Origin of the sequence: Nocardioides panacisoli (assembly GCF_039537325.1) — a bacterium.
Taxonomy (GTDB): domain Bacteria; phylum Actinomycetota; class Actinomycetes; order Propionibacteriales; family Nocardioidaceae; genus Nocardioides; species Nocardioides panacisoli.
Window position 1 is genome coordinate 58,580 of record NZ_BAABAH010000017.1, and the last position, 14,702, is coordinate 73,281.

The following is a 14,702-nucleotide window of genomic DNA, read 5'->3' on the forward strand; positions in this document are numbered from 1 at the left end:
CCGATCGACAACAGCGACCTGCCCGAGGTGCCGCAGGCACAGGGTGGTGCCGGCGGCTCCGTCGCGACCGTCGACGACGTCACCGAGGCGATGAAGGACGTCGTCGACCCCGAGCTCGGGATCAACGTCGTCGACCTCGGCCTGGTCTACGGCGTGCACGTCGACGACGACTCCAACGTCGTGCTCGACATGACGCTCACCTCCGCCGCGTGCCCGCTCACCGACGTGATCACCGACCAGACCAACACCGCCCTCGAGGGCATGGTGAAGGACGTCGCGATCAACTGGGTCTGGATGCCCCCGTGGGGTCCGGACAAGATCACCGAGGACGGGCGCGAGCAGCTGCGCGCGCTCGGCTTCAACGTCTGAGCTGCCGGTGACGGACCCGGTCGACCCCGACGACGAAGCGATCAACGACTTCTGGAACGAGGCCAAGCGCCGGATCCACCTCGAAGAGGTCTCGGTGTACGTCGGTCCGTCGCCGCTCGCCGCGGTGCCGCCGCCCGCCTGGTCGTTCGGGAGTGCCGAGCAGGGCGACGCGCTTCTCGCGCTCGTGCTCGACGGCACCAAGACCGCCACGGCGAGCGCGCTGCGGGACTACGAGTCCGAGGACTCGCCGCTCCCCGAGCCGGGCAGCATGGGCATCGTCCTCGACGGCTCCGGCAACCCGCGCGCCCTGGTCGCCACCACCGACGTCCGGGTCGCCCGGTTCGACGAGGTCGACGCCGAGCACGCCCGGCTCGAGGGCGAGGGCGACCGGAGCCTCGACCACTGGCGTGAGGTGCACGAGCGGTTCTTCGCCGAGCACGCTCCGGGTGGGTTCTCTCCGGACATGAAGGTGGTCCTCGAGCGGTTCAAGGTGGTGTATCCGCCGTCCTCTCGGCCACACGCGCAGGGCCGGTGACCTGCGGCGCTGTCGCGGAAGATTGGGAACAGCGGTCCACCGGCAGGTTGGACCGCTGATTCCGAGAAGCGCCCGCTCAGCCGATGAGAGGGCGACCCTGTACGGCCCTCGGCTCCTAGGCTTACGCGATGCGGTCGTCCCATTGGGGCAAGTCTCCGAAACAGAGCGTCGAGCAGGCGTGCGAACGCTGGGGACAGGGCGCGGTCGTCAAGGGCTGTACCGACTTGATGAACGGCAAGCGCGTGGACGACGAACTGATTCTTGCGCTGGGCGGTCCCCCCGCTGAATGGATTCGCACCGGCGAGCCCTCCGGTCCTGACTACTGGCTACGCGTGTGGGGCGCACGGGGACTTCTCTACGCCTGGGAGGACTCGGCGCGTCCAGCGATCATTCGAGCTCTCAACGACGACGCTTGGCGCGTCCGGGACATGGCGTTGAAAGTGGTAGCCCGGCACGGCATTCATGAAGCGGCCGGTCAGGTCGCGCATCTCCGGGATGACCCGTCAGCCAGAGTGCGTCAATCGGCACTCCGCACCGAGAAAGCGCTGAGCGGCTGAATCGGCAGGGGCGCCTTCTCGAAGGCTCCTCTGGAGGTGAGCCGCCAAGCGCCCATACGCCGCCGTCCGGCGCACTCTCATGCCGCGCATAGGGCATAGCGTGCAGGCCCGCTGATGACCGCATGTCGCGCGCCCGATAGTTCGCGCGGCGTCATGGACAGACCTGGATCCACCGGATCAGTCGTCTGCGGAAGTTGTGTCGGACCCGGTCCGGAGACTGTCTGCATGATCTCGGACTCAGTGCTCGACCTCGACGCCTCGGCCACGTTGGCCGCGGCGGAGGCGGGTGTGGACGCGCAGCGCCGGGAGGAGGTCGCGGACCTGGTGCGGGTGCTGCACTGGGCCGACCTGCACGCCGACGACCCGCAGGCTGGGCCTGGCGCGGTGCCGGTCAGCCGGGGTGGGGACAAATTGGTCCAGCTCGGGGGCGAGGGCACCCCGATGGCATCCGAGCTGTGCTGGGCCGAGCTCGCGATCGCCCGCGGGACCGGCGTGGTCTCGACGGAGAACTTCGCCGCCGACGCCTTGGACCTGCGGCACCGGCTGCCGCTGCTCTACGAGGCCGTCCTCGACGGGGTGCTCCCGGTCTGGGTGGCGCGCAAGGTCGCGGCGATGTCGCGGAAGCTGACGAAGGGCCAGGCCGGCCTGGTCGATGCCGCGGTGGCAGCGGCGGTCGAGCAGTCCCCGGGCCGGATTCTCTCGATCGCGGAGGCGAAGGTGATCGAGGCCGACCTGGAAGGCCACCGGGCCCGGGTCGCCGAGGACGCCGCCAAGGTCGGGGTCCGGCTCTCCCAGCCCCGGCCCGGCAACCAAGTCGATGAGATCGAGGGTGAGCCGGGCACCCGTCGGGTCACCTTGAAGCTCCCGGCCGGCGCCGCGCTGGACTTCGACGCGACCGTCGATGAGATCGCCGACGCACTCATCGACCAGATCACCGCCGAGACCGGCGACTGCCAGCTGACCCGTGGTCAGGCCGAGGCCAAAGCCGTCGAGCTGCTCTCCAACCCCCACGCCGCCGCCGCCTTCCTCGACCAGGTCAACGAGCCACCGCCTGTCTCACCCGAGGGCGAGGACGCTCCGCCGCCGCTGCCGGCGCCGAAGAAGAAGCGGCCCGCGACCATCTACCTCCACCTCACCGACGCCGTCCTCGCCGGGCTGGTGCCAGGTGCCGTGCGGGTCGAGGGCATGGGCCCGATGCTCCTCGAGCAGCTCCACGAGCTCCTCGGCAACCGCGACATCACCCTCCAGCCGGTCATCGACCTCAACCAGGCCCATTCCGTCAACGGCTACGAGCACCCGACCCTGGTCAAGGAACGCACCCTGCTGCGGATGCTCGGCGACGCCTTCCCCCACTCCACCAACACCGGCTACCGGCGCCTGGACCACGACCACGCCACCGCCTACGACCCCAACGGGCCGCCCGGGCAGACCGGTGACCACAACGACGCGCCTCTGACTCGCAAGCACCACCGTGCCAAGACCCACGCCGACTACCAGCTCCACCAGCTCGGACTGGGCACCTACCGCTGGGTCACCCCCCACGGCCTGGGCCGCTTGGTCACCACCACCGGCACCCGCACCTTCCAACCCATCCAGGGCCCAGCCGGATCCGTCGGCGAGATCTACTACACGGACCGGTTCGCCGAGCTGCCGTAGACCTTGTCCGTGTGGCGGCGCAGGTTCCGCAGGAACCACTTGAAGGCCAGGTTGTTGATCGGCCGAGCGATCGGCATCGTCCGTCGCGCCGGGCCGTCGACGTCGAGGGAGAGGTTCCAGGTCAGCCGGCAGCCGGTGTCGGTGCGCAGGACGTCGTAGCGCTCGGCGAAGGCCCGGATGGTCTTCTCCGACGCCTCGTTGAAGCGGAACGCGATCGTCGTGCTCGGCTCCCACACGAGGAACTCCTCGGTGGCGACCAGGCCGCCGCGCATGTCCACGGTGCGCGTGGTGCCGGGTCCGTACGGCGGCGGGCTGGTCCAGGTCACCTTGGTGATCACCTTCGCCCAGCGCGGCCAGGCGGAGGCGTCGGCCATGACCTCGAACACCTGCTCCGGCGTGATCCTCAGGTCGACGGAGTTGGAGAACCGGTAGGGAGCGGTGTCGACGAAGTCGACGCCGACCTTCTCGCACGGGTGCATCGTGGCCATGAGAGGCAGAATAGAACAGGTTCTAGTCCGATAGCGTCGGTCTCGTGCCCGAGGTCCTCGTCCCTGCCCCTCGCGTCCCGCGGTGGGTCGCGAACTTCGGCGAGCGGCACGGCGGCGCGTCCCTGACCGCCGCCGACGGTGCGCTCAGGGGAGCGGCGGGCGACGGGTCGTGGTTCGTCGCCCGGCTGCCGTTCGGGACGGCGTACGACGGCCCCGCGGCCGCGGAGCCGTTCGCCGCGTCGGTGCTGCCGCCCGAGAACTGGGGCGTGCTGCTGGTGCGCAAGGGCGGGTTCGCGGTGGCGCGGCTGGCAGGGGAGCGGCTCGTGGACTCCAAGGTCGGTCAACGCCACGTCCAGGGGCGCACCAAGGCCGGCGGGCAGTCCCAGCAGCGGTTCGCCCGTCGGCGGGCCAACCAGGCACGGCAGGCCTACGAGGCGGCCGCCGACCACGCGGCACGGATCCTGGCCGGCCTCCGGGGACCTCTCGTGACGGGCGGGGATCGCGCTGCGCTCGCCGAGGTGCTCGAGGACCCGCGGCTCGCCGGCCTGGTGGCCGAGCAGCGCTGGCTCGCCGTGCCGGACCCGCGTCGCGCCGTCCTGGAGGCGGCGATGGCCGACGCGCTGGCCGTCGTGATCGAGGTCGAGAACGCCTAGCCCAGCGCGAGGGCCATGAAGATGCTGTGCGGGTCCTCGACGTACCCCTCGAACGGGCCGCAGCCGGTGAACCCGCGCGAGGCGTAGAGAGAGTGGGCAGGAGCGAAGAAGTCCTGCGACCCCGTCTCCAGGCTCAGCCGGCGGTAGCCGCGGGCCCGCGCCTCGGCGACCACGTGGTCGAGCAGCCGGGCCGCGACGCCGCGCCGGCGGGCCGCGATCGACGTACGCATCGACTTGATCTCGCCGTGGTCCGGCGCGAGCTGCTTCAGCGCCGCGCACCCGAGCACCGCGCCGCCGTCGTCCCGGAGCGTCCAGAACGTGATGCCGGGAGCGGTGAGGGCTGTCGGGTCGAGGGCGTGCACGCTCTCGGCCGGCGAGGTGGCGTGCATGTCCGCGAGGTGCTCGTCGAGCAGCGCGCGGACGTCGGCGCGGAGCGGGTCGTCGACCGCGATCCTCACCGCAGCGTGAGGCAGCCGGAGGGCTGCGCCTCCCACGGGAGCGCGGCGTGCTCGGCGGCCAGCTCGTCCATGCGCCGGGCGACGTCGGCCGGCCAGGGCGCGGTACGGCGAGCCTCGAGCTCGACGCACAGCAGGATCTCCTCGAACCGGCAGGCCACCCGCTGGTTGGTGTCGTCGAGCAGGTAGACCAGGGCGTGGGCCGCACGTTCCGAGCGGCCGAGCAGCCGGGCGCGGACGGACATGTCGTCGAACGTCTTCAGCTCGTGCAGGTAGGTCAGGTGGTGCTCAGCCGAGAGGCAGGCCAGCCCGGTGACCTGCGGCCAGTTGAAGGGGATCCCGACACCGGCCAGCATCTCGTCGAGGCCCTCGCTCCCGATGCCCAGGTAGTGCCGGACGTTGAGGAATCCGTTGCTGTCCTCGAACGCGACCGGGACCGGGTGGTCGGCGTACGCCGGCATCGTGACGAGCTCTTCGTAGGTCGGCTGGTTGCCCATGCCGGTGACCCTATCGGCGCACCGCGACGGTGCCCCTCGCCAGGGACCAAGGACCGTAGTGTCGACTCGTGCCCGAGTCGAGAATGGAAGCTGTGATCGAGATCAGCGGACTGGTCAAGACCTTCGGGACCTTCCGTGCCCTGGACGGTCTCGACCTCACCGTCGCGGCCGGTGAGGTGCACGGCTTCCTGGGGCCGAACGGCGCCGGTAAGTCGACGACCCTGCGCGTCCTGCTCGGTCTCCTTCGCAAGGACGCGGGGACGGTCCGGCTGCTCGGCGGCGATCCGTGGGCCGACGCGTCCGAGCTGCACCGGCACCTCGCCTACGTGCCCGGCGACGTCAGCCTGTGGCCCAACCTGAGCGGCGGGGAGATCATCGACCTCCTCATCCGGATGCGGCGCGGCGACCCGCGCGCCTCGCGGCGGGACGAGCTGGTCGAGCGGTTCAGCCTCGACCCCACCAAGCGCGGCCGCGCGTACTCGAAGGGCAACCGGCAGAAGGTCGCGCTCGTGGCGGCCTTCGCGACCGATCCGACGCTGCTGGTCCTGGACGAGCCGACCGCGGGACTCGACCCGCTGATGGAGCAGGTCTTCAACGAGTGCGTCGCTGAGCACAAGGCGCGCGGCGCGACGGTGCTCCTGTCCAGCCACATCCTCAGCGAGGTGGAGCGCCTCGCCGACCGGGTGACGATCATCCGCGAGGGTCGCGTCGTCGAGTCCGGGACACTCGGCTCGCTGCGCCACCTGCACCGGAGCAAGGTCGTCGCGACGGTGAGCGGGACCGCACCCGAGCTCTCCCGGATCGACGGGGTCCACGACGTCCAGGTCGACGGCGCCCAGGTCTCGTGCACGGTGGACCCGGAGGCACTCCCGGCGGTCCTCGCCGCCCTCACGCAGGCCGGCGTCGTCGGCCTGACCAGCACGCCGCCGAGCCTGGAGGAGCTCTTCCTCGACGCCTACCGCGATCGCTCGGGTGCCCGGCGATGACGCGTACGACGACCGCGGGCACGCTGACCGGCGCGCAGCTGCTGGTGCGGCTCGCGCTGCGTCGCGACCGCGTCCTCGCGCCGGTCTGGATCGGCGTGCTCGTGCTGATGTCGGTCGCGTCGGCCGCGGCGACGGCAGGGCTCTACCCGGACCTCGCCGAGCGGACCCGAGTCGCCGATGCAGTGAACGCGAGCCCGGCGATCGTCGCGCTCTACGGCCCGATCCTCGACCCGTCGAGCATCGGTGAGCTCGCGATGTCGAAGATGACGGTCCTCTACGCAGTCTTCGCGGCGGTGCTCTTCATCGTCGTGGTCAGGCGGCACACCCGCGTCGAGGAGGAGTCCGGGCGGACGGAGCTGGTCGGCGGGACGTCGGTCGGCCGTGACGCACCGCTCGCCGCCGCGATCATGGAGGCGGTCCTCCTCGCGGTCGTGCTCGGCGTGCTCACGGCGCTCGGCAACGCCCTGGGCGGCCTGGACCCGCTCGGCTCGGTGGCGTTCGGTGCCCTGTGGACCGGTACCGGGCTGGTCGCAGCGGGCATCGGCGCCGTCGCCGCCCAGATGTCGGCGAGCGCCCGCACCTGCTCGGCGTTCGCCGCCGCAGTCGTCGGCACGCTCTATGTCCTGCGCGCCGCCGGCGACACCGGTCCGCAGTGGCTCAGCTGGCTGTCCCCCTTCGGCTGGAACACGCAGGTCCAGGCCTACGGCGACACCCGCTGGTGGCTGCTCCTGGCCTATCCCGCCCTCGCGGCCGGGCTGGTGCTCGTGGCACAGCAGATCCGTGCGCGGCGGGACCTCGGCTCCGGACTGATCGCGGCGCGTCCCGGTCCGCCGGTGGGGTCGCCGCGCCTGGGCGACGCGATCGGCCTCGCGATCCGGGTGCACACCACCGCGATCACGCTGTGGTCGGCCGCGTTCGCCGTGCTGGGCGTGGTCTTCGGCATGATCGCGCCGGGGATCGACGACATCATCCGCGGGTCGAGCATGCAGGGCGTCCTCGACAAGCTCGGGGGCTACCTCATCGCGGCGATCCTCTCGATCGTCGCGGTGGTCGCCTCCTACTTCACGATGACGGTGGTCAGCCACACCAGCCACGACGAGACCGACGGCCGAACCGAGCTGGTGCTGGCGACGACCACCTCGCGGTCCCGCTGGTTCGCCGCGACGGCCCTCGTGGCGTTCGCGGGGGTCACGTGGTTGCTGGTCGTGACCGGTGTCGGGCTCTCGGTGGGCTACCTCGCGGCCGACGGTCCGGACATCGGCAGCCTCGTCCTGGCGGCGCTCGGCTGGGCTCCGGCGGTGTGGGTGACCGGCGCGCTCGGGGCCCTCTGCTTCGCGCTCGGCCCGCGCTGGACGCCGGTCGGGTGGGCCTGGCCGGCCATGTTCCTGACCCTCGAGATCCTGGGCGACCTGTTCGACCTCCCGGGCTGGGTGACGGGGCTCTCGCCCTACCAGCACGTGCCCGCCCTCCCCGCTGAACCGTGGGACTGGCCGGCCGAGATCGGTCTGACGGCGCTCGCCGCGGCCCTGCTCGCCGTGGCGTGGTGGCGGTTCCGCGAGCGCGACATCGGCTAACTTGCCGACCATGTGGCAGCCCGAGCCCGAGTGGGTGGCGCTCCCGGGCGGCACCGGGACTTCCACGCTCGGCGTGTGGCGTACGGCGATCGGCGGCCGCCCGGTCGTCGTGAAACGCCTGGTCGCACCCCAGCCGGGTTCTCCGCCGGGCCTCGCCGACCCGGCGCACGTCGCCTACTGGCGCCGCGAGGCCGACGTCCTGCAGATCGGCCTCACGGCGTCGACCCCGGGCCTGCGGGCCGCTCCGGCGTCGGTGGAGGAGGACGCCGAGGGGATCACGATCACCGTGGACTGGGTCGAGGACGCGGCGTCGAGCGGGCTGTTCCTGGCGATGGCGATCGGCCGGTTCGCGGGCATCGACCTCCCGCGCCCGGCGTTCCTCGCGACCCGGCTGCTGCGGGACCGGCTCGACCGGGTGGCGCACCGGGGCGGCTGGCCGACGCTCGCGCGCACCACCGTCAGCGACGTCGCCGACCACCTCTGGCGGCACCGCGGCCGGCTGCTCGACCTGCTCGACGGCCTGCCGCAGGTGGCCCAGCACGGTGACCCGACCGCGACGAACCTGCCCGGCCGCGAGGGTGACGACGCGATCGCCGTCGACTGGGGCACGCTCGGCACCGGGCCCGTGGGCGGCGACCTCGGCTACCTGTCCCTGTCGGCCCGTGAGGAGCTCGAGCCGCTGCTCGACGCCTACCTCCTCGGCCTCCCGGCGACGGTGGCCGACCGGGACGCCGTACTCCTGGGCGCGCAGGTGGTCGCGGTCTACACCGCGCTCAGCCGCGCGGAGTGGGCGCTGGCCCGGGTCGCCGGGGGAGAGGGCGCCCTGGCGGCGAAGTACCGCCACCCGTCCGTCGCGCCCCACCTGCGCGCGCTGCAGCGGCAGTTCCCGGCGATCGAGGCCCTGCTGCGCGTGTGAGCGGTCAGACCTGCGGGATGTCGTCGACGTGCGCCGGCGCCCAGGTGTCGCACTTGTCGAGCGAGCCGGACTTGTAGCCCACCGTGAACCAGCCCTCGCGCTCGGCGGCGGAGCCGTGGGTCCACGACTCCTCGTCCACCTTGCCCTGCGTCTCCTGCTGGATCCGGTCGTCACCGACCGACTGCGCAGCCGCGATCGCGGTGTTGATGTCGTCCTGGGTGAGGTCGAGGATCAGCACCTGGCCCGAGGCGTCCTCGGTGGTGGTCGCGTTCTTCGCCCAGATGCCGGCGTAGCAGTCGGCCTGGAGCTCGAGCCGCACGCTGTCGCTGTCGGGACCCTGCTGGGTCTTCACCCTCGACATGGTGCCGAGCAGGTTCTGGATGTGGTGGCCGTACTCGTGCGCCAGCACGTACGGCTCGACGAACGCGCCCTTGGGGCCGCGCAGTGGGCCCTGCAGGACGTCCTCGTAGAAGGTGGTGTCCAGGTAGATCGTCTCGTCGACCGGGCAGTAGAACGGCCCGACGTCGGCGGTCGCGCCCCCGCAGCCCGTGCTCGTGTTGCCGGTGAAGGTGACGACGCCCGCCTCGGGGTGGAACTTGCTGCCGAGCTCCTTGCTCCAGAAGTCGGTGAGCGAGTTCTCGACCGCGACCCGTGCGCAGTCCGCGCTGTTGTTGGCGTCCTCGCCGGTCAGGCAGTTGTCGTAGCGGCCCGTGTCGCCGCCCGCGGAGCTGATCCGGGACGGGTCGTAGACGCTCGACGCGGACGTGCCGCCGCCGCCCAGGCTGGTCAGGTCGAGCCCGGCGCATTGGGCGAGGACGAAGATCAGCACGAGGAGGATCACTCCTCCGATGCCGCCCCCGATGCCGCCACCGGGGATGGGTAGCCGCATTCCCGGGCCGGACATGCCACCCCCGCCCCCGCCGCGACCTACGTCACGGATCCGAGAACGATCGAGCCGAGCCTTCGGGTTGAATCGCACGGCAGCAACCCTAGCCAACTCGGCGTTTTCGGCCCGGCGACCGCGGATGGGACAATGGACTCGTCATGATCACGGTCCACCAGCTCGAGGTCAGAGCCGGTGCTCGGCTCCTCATGGAGAACGTCAGCTTCCGCGTCGCGCCCGGCGACAAGGTCGGTCTGGTCGGCCGTAACGGCGCCGGGAAGACCACCCTCACCCGCATCCTCGCCGGCGAGGGTCTCCCGGCCGCCGGCACCGTCACGTCCGGCGGCGACGTGGGCTACCTGCCGCAGGACCCCCGCACCGGCGATCCCGAGCAGCTCGCGCGGGACCGGATCCTGGGCGCCCGCGGCCTGGACGACGTCGTACGCCGGCTGCGCGCCGCCGAGCAGGAGATGGGCAGCGACGACACCGCCGTCCGGGAGCGGGCGATGCGCCGCTACGAGCGCGCCGACGCCGAGCTGCACGCCGGCGGTGGCTACGCCGCGGAGGCCGAGGCGGCGACGATCGCGCACAGCCTCGGCGTGACCGACCGGCTGCTGGGCCAGCCGCTGAAGACGCTGTCCGGCGGCCAGCGCCGCCGGGTCGAGCTGGCCCGGATCCTGTTCAGCCAGGCCGAGGTACTGCTCCTCGACGAGCCGACCAACCACCTCGACGCCGACTCGATCGTGTGGCTGCGCGACTTCCTCAAGTCCTACTCCGGTGGCTTCGTCGTCATCAGCCACGACACCGGCCTGCTCGACCAGACCGTCAACAGGGTGCTGCACCTCGACGCCAACCGGGCCGTCATCGACGTCTACAACATGGGCTGGACGGCGTACCTGCAGCAGCGCGAGACCGACGAGAAGCGCCGCAAGCGGGAGCGGCTGAACGCAGAGAACAAGGCGAAGACGCTGACCGACCAGGCCAACCGGATGCGCGCGAAGGCGACGAAGGCGCAGGCGGCGCAGTCGATGCTCAAGCGGGCGGAGCGGCTGATGTCCGGCGTCGAGGCCGAGCGCCAGTCCGACAAGGTCGCGCGGATCACCTTCCCGAAGCCGGCGCCGTGCGGCCGCACGCCGCTCACCGCCGCCGAGCTCTCCAAGTCCTACGGCTCGCTCGAGGTGTTCACCGACGTCGACCTCGCCATCGACCGCGGGTCGCGCGTGGTCATCCTCGGCCTCAACGGTGCCGGGAAGACGACGCTGCTGCGGATCCTCGCCGGGATCGACCAGCCCGACACCGGTGCCGTCGTACCGGGGCACGGCCTGAAGCTGGGCTACTACGCGCAGGAGCACGAGACGCTCGACATCGGTCGCACCGTCCTGGAGAACCTCCAGTCGGCGGCGCCGCAGCTGACCGACACCGAGGCGCGGTCGGTGCTCGGCAGCTTCCTGTTCTCCGGCGACGACGCGCACAAGCCCGCAGGCGTGCTGTCCGGCGGCGAGAAGACCCGGCTGGCCCTGGCCGCGCTGGTCGTCTCCAGCGCCAACGTGCTCCTGCTCGACGAGCCGACCAACAACCTCGACCCGGCCTCGCGCGAGGAGGTCCTGGCGGCGATCCGCTCCTACGAGGGCGCGATCGTGCTGGTCACCCACGACGAGGGCGCCGTGCACGCCCTCGAGCCCGACCGGGTGCTGCTGCTCCCCGACGGCGACGAGGACCTCTGGAGCCCCGACTACGCGGACCTGGTGGCGCTCGCCTAGTCACTCGGCGGCGATGGCCTCGAGCACGTTCATCCGGGCGGCGCGGAGGGCGGGGACCACTGCTGCCAGGACGCCGACGACCACGGCGATCACCAGGAAGACCACGAGCTGGGAGATCGGCAGCACCAGCGTGGTGAGGTCGTCGGTCAGCGTCTGCCGGAGAAGCACGCCGATCAGGAGCCCGAGGGCCAGGCCGAGCACCGCCCCGAGGACCGCTATCGCGATGGACTCGAGCGTGATCATGCTGCGCAGCTTGGCCCGGCTCATGCCGATGGCACGGAGCAACCCGATCTCGCGTGTCCGCTCGAAGACGCTCAGTCCGAGCGTGTTGATGATGCCGAAGACCGCGATGATGATGGCGAACGCGAGCAGGCCGTAGATGAAGTACAGGAGCTGGTCGACCTGACCGCGGATCGAGTCGCTGAACTCCTCCTTGTCGTTGACGCCGACGATCGGGACCGGCTTCACGGCCTTGTCGAGCGCCGCGTGCACCTCGTCGGCGTCCGCGCCCGGCGCCAGCAGGATGCTGATCGTGGTGTCGGCCCGCGCCACGCCGCCCTTCGCGAGCTCCGCGAGGGGCACCGAGATCGGTGCGGTGATGTCGTTGCTCTTCACGATGCCCACCACCGTCGCGTCGAGCGTGTGGTCGCCCTGGAAGGTCAGGGGGAGCCGGTCGCCCACGCTCAGCCCGTGGTCCTTCGCGTAGTCGTCGAACACGATCGCCTGCTCCCCTGAGACGTGCTGGGTGCCGTCGACCACATCGAGGTCGTAGATCTGGTCGAAGCGCGCGTCGTTGCCCGCGACCACCACGGCGGAACCGTGGGAGGTCGCAGCGGCGTACTGCTGGCGGCTCAGCACGCCGACGCCGTCGACCTTCGCGAGCCGGTCGCCCACGCTCGGTGAGAAGGGCTGGAAGTTCGCGGCGTTCACCAGGAAGTCGGCGGTGAACTGCTCGTCGACCGAGTCGTCGATCGAGGCATTGAGCGAGGCCGCGAGGACGCCGATCGTCGAGACCAGGGCCAGGCCGATCATCAGTGCGGATGCGGTCGCGCCCGTGCGCCGCGGGTCGCGCAGGGCGTTGTCGCCGGCCAGCCGGCCGGGCGTTCCGAACAGCCGGCCGAACACCGCTTGGCAGGCCACCAGCACCGGCTTGCCGACCACCGGGGAGAGCACGGCCACGGTGAGGATCCAGAGCACGGCGCCGATGCCGACCCACAGCGCGTCCGAGCCAGGCCCGCCGCGGATGCCGACCACGGCGAACCCCGCGCCGATCATGATCACGACGGCGCCGATCGCCGTACGCCGACCCAGCGGCCGGCGCTCGGCACCGGCGTCCGCGCGCAGCGCCGCCATCGGTGAGACCTTGCCGGCGCGCCGCGCCGGGAGGAACGCTGCCAGGACGGTGACCACGATGCCGACCAGGTAGCCCGTGACCACGGACCCGGAGGTCAGCGTCAGCACGTCGCCGGAGATGTCGAGCCCGACGCCGCGGAAGATGCCCGCCAGGGCACGCGCGAGGAGGAGTCCCAGCCCCATCCCCAGGGTCGACGAGACCAGGGCGAGCACGAAGGCCTCGAGCAGCACGGACCGGGTGACCTGGCCACGCGAGGCCCCGAGCGCCCGCAGCAGGGCGAGCTCGCGGGTGCGCTGCGCGACGAGGATCGTGAAGGTGTTGACGATGATGAACGCGCCCACGATCACGGCGATCACCGCGAACACCAGCAGGAAGATGTTGATCACGCTGAGGAAGGTGCCGAAGGAGTCCTCCTGCTCCTGGGCGACCTTGTCGCCGGTGACCGCCTCGAACCCGGTCGGCACCACCTTCTGCGCAGCGGCCGCGAGCTGCTCCTGCGAGACGCCGTCGGCGGCCGTGAGGCTGATCTGGTTGTAGACGTCCTTGCCGTCCAGGAACAGCTCCTGGGCGCCGTCGGTCGAGAAGATCAGCAGCGTGGCGCCGGCCGTCCCGCCGCCGTTGAACTCGGCCGTGCCGACCAGTCGTGCGGTGATCTTCAGCTGCCCGCTGGGCGCGAGCAGCTTCACGTCGTCGCCGACGGAGTAGTCGCCGTGGTCGACCGCGTGCTGGTCCATCACCACCTCGCCCGGTCGCTCGGGCCACCGGCCGCTGGTGAGGTCGAGCACCTGGCCACCGTCCATGTTGGGCGATCCGGTGTGGTTGAACGCCAAGGTCGGAGCGCCGGTGCCACCGACGAGCGTGCCGTCCTTGGCGAGCAGGTTCATTCCGAGCGCCTGCACGTCGCCGTCGGCGCGGGCGACCTCCGGCAGCGCGTCGAGGGCGTCGATCACGTCGGGCGTGAGGGTGCTCGTGGTCTGGGTGACCGGCGCGTCGGCGCTGCCGACGCCCTCGAGCTGGGGGCGGACGACCGCGTCCGGGGTCGATCCGTGCACGATGTTGTCGAACGTCGCGGACAGGCCGTGGCTGAAGACCAGCACGCCGGCGAGGAAGGCGACCCCGAGCACGACCGCCAGCCCGCTCATCAGCAGGCGGAGCTTGCGGGCCAGGAGGGTCCTGAGGGTCAGCCTGAGCACGTCACTCGGCCCCGGCGCTCGCGCCGGCGATCGCGGCAGCCTGCAGCGTGCTCATGTGCTCCAGGACCTGCTCGCGGCTCGGCGAGGTCACCTCGTCGACGATGCGGCCGTCGGCGAGGAAGACCACGCGGTCGCAGTAGGACGCGGCCAGGGCGTCGTGGGTGACCATCACGATCGTCTGGCCGAACTCGTCGACGCTGCGGCGCAGGAAGGACAGGATCTCGGCCCCGGACGCGCTGTCCAGGTTGCCCGTGGGTTCGTCGGCGAACACGATCGCCGGTCGGCTGACGAGGGCGCGCGCGCAGGCGACACGCTGCTGCTGACCCCCGGACAGCTCGGCGGGACGGTGACCGAGCCGGTCGCGGAGCCCCACGGCGTCGACCACGGTGTCGAACCAGGCTTGGTCGGGCTTCGTGCCGGCGAGGCTCAACGGCAGCAGGATGTTCTCCTTGGCCGTGAGGGTGGGGATCAGGTTGAACGCCTGGAAGACGAAGCCGATCCGCTCGCGGCGCAGGGTGGTCAGCGCCCGGTCGCCGAGCCGTCCCAGATCGGTGCCGCCGACCTCGACGACCCCTGACGTCGGCGTGTCCAGCGCCGCCAGGCAGTGCATCAGCGTCGACTTGCCGGACCCGGACGGTCCCATGATCGCGGTGAACCGACCCGCGGCGAGGTCGATCGTCACGCCGTCGAGCGCGTGCACGGCAGAGTCGCCGGATCCGTAGGTCTTGCGGAGGTCCACGGCTCGCGCGGCAACCGCTCCCGGTGCGGTGGTCATGGGCTCACCCTGCCCGATGGAGCAAGGGGCGCGCATCGGGCTTTCGTCCTG

The 14,702-nt window shown here is 71.5% G+C and carries 15 protein-coding genes; 9 read left to right on the top strand and 6 right to left on the bottom strand.

Annotation, left to right across the window (positions count from 1 at the left end; translation table 11 throughout):
* Positions 1-18: 18 nt before the first annotated feature.
* The 4 genes from ABD709_RS18585 to ABD709_RS18600 all read left to right on the top strand — a co-directional run bounded on the left by ABD709_RS18585 (position 19) and on the right by ABD709_RS18600 (position 3,117).
* Positions 19-369 (top strand): metal-sulfur cluster assembly factor, encoded by a 351-nt coding sequence (locus ABD709_RS18585; RefSeq protein ID WP_344778304.1) that lies wholly within the window; start codon positions 19-21, stop codon positions 367-369.
* Between the two features lie 7 nt (positions 370-376).
* Positions 377-904: an ASCH domain-containing protein gene (locus tag ABD709_RS18590; RefSeq protein WP_344778220.1), complete on the top strand. Its 528-nt coding sequence runs from the start codon at positions 377-379 to the stop codon at positions 902-904.
* 128 nt (positions 905-1,032) lie between these two features.
* Positions 1,033-1,461, top strand: a complete 429-nt coding sequence (locus tag ABD709_RS18595; RefSeq protein ID WP_344778222.1) for a HEAT repeat domain-containing protein — start codon at positions 1,033-1,035, stop codon at positions 1,459-1,461.
* Between the two features lie 225 nt (positions 1,462-1,686).
* Positions 1,687-3,117 (top strand): DUF222 domain-containing protein, encoded by a 1,431-nt coding sequence (locus ABD709_RS18600; RefSeq protein ID WP_344778224.1) that lies wholly within the window; start codon positions 1,687-1,689, stop codon positions 3,115-3,117.
* Here the strand turns inward: ABD709_RS18600 and ABD709_RS18605 are convergent.
* Positions 3,087-3,605, bottom strand: coding sequence for an SRPBCC family protein (locus tag ABD709_RS18605; protein WP_344778226.1), 519 nt, complete (start codon positions 3,603-3,605; stop codon positions 3,087-3,089). The genes ABD709_RS18600 and ABD709_RS18605 overlap by 31 nt on opposite strands.
* Before the next feature lie 44 nt (positions 3,606-3,649).
* Here ABD709_RS18605 and ABD709_RS18610 point away from each other — a divergent pair, with 44 nt between their 5' ends.
* Positions 3,650-4,258 (top strand): acVLRF1 family peptidyl-tRNA hydrolase, encoded by a 609-nt coding sequence (locus tag ABD709_RS18610; protein WP_344778228.1) that lies wholly within the window; start codon positions 3,650-3,652, stop codon positions 4,256-4,258.
* On the opposite strand, the gene ABD709_RS18615 is transcribed toward ABD709_RS18610, so the two are convergent.
* Positions 4,255-4,716: a GNAT family N-acetyltransferase gene (locus tag ABD709_RS18615; protein ID WP_344778230.1), complete on the bottom strand. Its 462-nt coding sequence runs from the start codon at positions 4,714-4,716 to the stop codon at positions 4,255-4,257. The two genes, ABD709_RS18610 and ABD709_RS18615, sit on opposite strands and share 4 nt — an antisense overlap.
* On the bottom strand, positions 4,713-5,210 hold the full coding sequence (locus ABD709_RS18620; protein ID WP_344778232.1) for a thioesterase family protein: 498 nt from the start codon (positions 5,208-5,210) through the stop codon (positions 4,713-4,715). Before ABD709_RS18620 ends, ABD709_RS18615 begins: the two co-directional genes overlap by 4 nt.
* A gap of 83 nt (positions 5,211-5,293) precedes the next feature.
* On the opposite strand from ABD709_RS18620, the gene ABD709_RS18625 reads away from it, so the two are divergent.
* From ABD709_RS18625 to ABD709_RS18635, 3 genes are read left to right on the top strand one after another with little or no spacing between them, the layout of a single operon-like run.
* Positions 5,294-6,196, top strand: a complete 903-nt coding sequence (locus tag ABD709_RS18625; protein ID WP_344778306.1) for an ABC transporter ATP-binding protein — start codon at positions 5,294-5,296, stop codon at positions 6,194-6,196.
* Positions 6,193-7,770, top strand: coding sequence for an ABC transporter permease (locus tag ABD709_RS18630; protein ID WP_344778233.1), 1,578 nt, complete (start codon positions 6,193-6,195; stop codon positions 7,768-7,770). Before ABD709_RS18625 ends, ABD709_RS18630 begins: the two co-directional genes overlap by 4 nt.
* 10 nt (positions 7,771-7,780) lie before the next feature.
* Positions 7,781-8,686 (top strand): phosphotransferase, encoded by a 906-nt coding sequence (locus ABD709_RS18635; protein ID WP_344778235.1) that lies wholly within the window; start codon positions 7,781-7,783, stop codon positions 8,684-8,686.
* Between the two features lie 4 nt (positions 8,687-8,690).
* On the opposite strand, the gene ypfJ is transcribed toward ABD709_RS18635, so the two are convergent.
* Complete coding sequence (ypfJ, locus tag ABD709_RS18640; protein WP_344778237.1) at positions 8,691-9,665, bottom strand: KPN_02809 family neutral zinc metallopeptidase; 975 nt, start codon at positions 9,663-9,665, stop codon at positions 8,691-8,693.
* 65 nt (positions 9,666-9,730) lie between these two features.
* On the opposite strand from ypfJ, the gene ABD709_RS18645 reads away from it, so the two are divergent.
* Positions 9,731-11,329, top strand: a complete 1,599-nt coding sequence (locus ABD709_RS18645; RefSeq protein ID WP_344778239.1) for an ABC-F family ATP-binding cassette domain-containing protein — start codon at positions 9,731-9,733, stop codon at positions 11,327-11,329.
* Here the strand turns inward: ABD709_RS18645 and ABD709_RS18650 are convergent, their stop codons facing one another.
* Together ABD709_RS18650 and ABD709_RS18655 are read right to left on the bottom strand one after the other, a co-directional pair.
* Positions 11,330-13,876, bottom strand: a complete 2,547-nt coding sequence (locus tag ABD709_RS18650; RefSeq protein WP_344778241.1) for an ABC transporter permease — start codon at positions 13,874-13,876, stop codon at positions 11,330-11,332.
* Position 13,877: 1 nt separating this feature from the next.
* Positions 13,878-14,651 (bottom strand): ABC transporter ATP-binding protein, encoded by a 774-nt coding sequence (locus tag ABD709_RS18655; RefSeq protein WP_344778243.1) that lies wholly within the window; start codon positions 14,649-14,651, stop codon positions 13,878-13,880.
* Positions 14,652-14,702 lie beyond the last annotated feature (51 nt).

Excerpts from the sequence above, each read along its gene's own strand:
- ABD709_RS18595 (WP_344778222.1), top strand. The coding sequence starts at position 1,033 with ATGCGGTCGTCCCATTGGGGCAAGTCTCCGAAACAGAGCGTCGAGCAG.
- ABD709_RS18600 (WP_344778224.1), top strand. The coding sequence starts at position 1,687 with ATGATCTCGGACTCAGTGCTCGACCTCGACGCCTCGGCCACGTTGGCC.
- ABD709_RS18605 (WP_344778226.1), bottom strand. The coding sequence starts at position 3,605 with ATGGCCACGATGCACCCGTGCGAGAAGGTCGGCGTCGACTTCGTCGAC.
- ABD709_RS18620 (WP_344778232.1), bottom strand. The coding sequence starts at position 5,210 with ATGGGCAACCAGCCGACCTACGAAGAGCTCGTCACGATGCCGGCGTAC.
- ABD709_RS18625 (WP_344778306.1), top strand. The coding sequence starts at position 5,294 with ATGGAAGCTGTGATCGAGATCAGCGGACTGGTCAAGACCTTCGGGACC.
- ABD709_RS18630 (WP_344778233.1), top strand. The coding sequence starts at position 6,193 with ATGACGCGTACGACGACCGCGGGCACGCTGACCGGCGCGCAGCTGCTG.
- ABD709_RS18635 (WP_344778235.1), top strand. The coding sequence starts at position 7,781 with ATGTGGCAGCCCGAGCCCGAGTGGGTGGCGCTCCCGGGCGGCACCGGG.
- ABD709_RS18645 (WP_344778239.1), top strand. The coding sequence starts at position 9,731 with ATGATCACGGTCCACCAGCTCGAGGTCAGAGCCGGTGCTCGGCTCCTC.
- ABD709_RS18655 (WP_344778243.1), bottom strand. The coding sequence starts at position 14,651 with ATGACCACCGCACCGGGAGCGGTTGCCGCGCGAGCCGTGGACCTCCGC.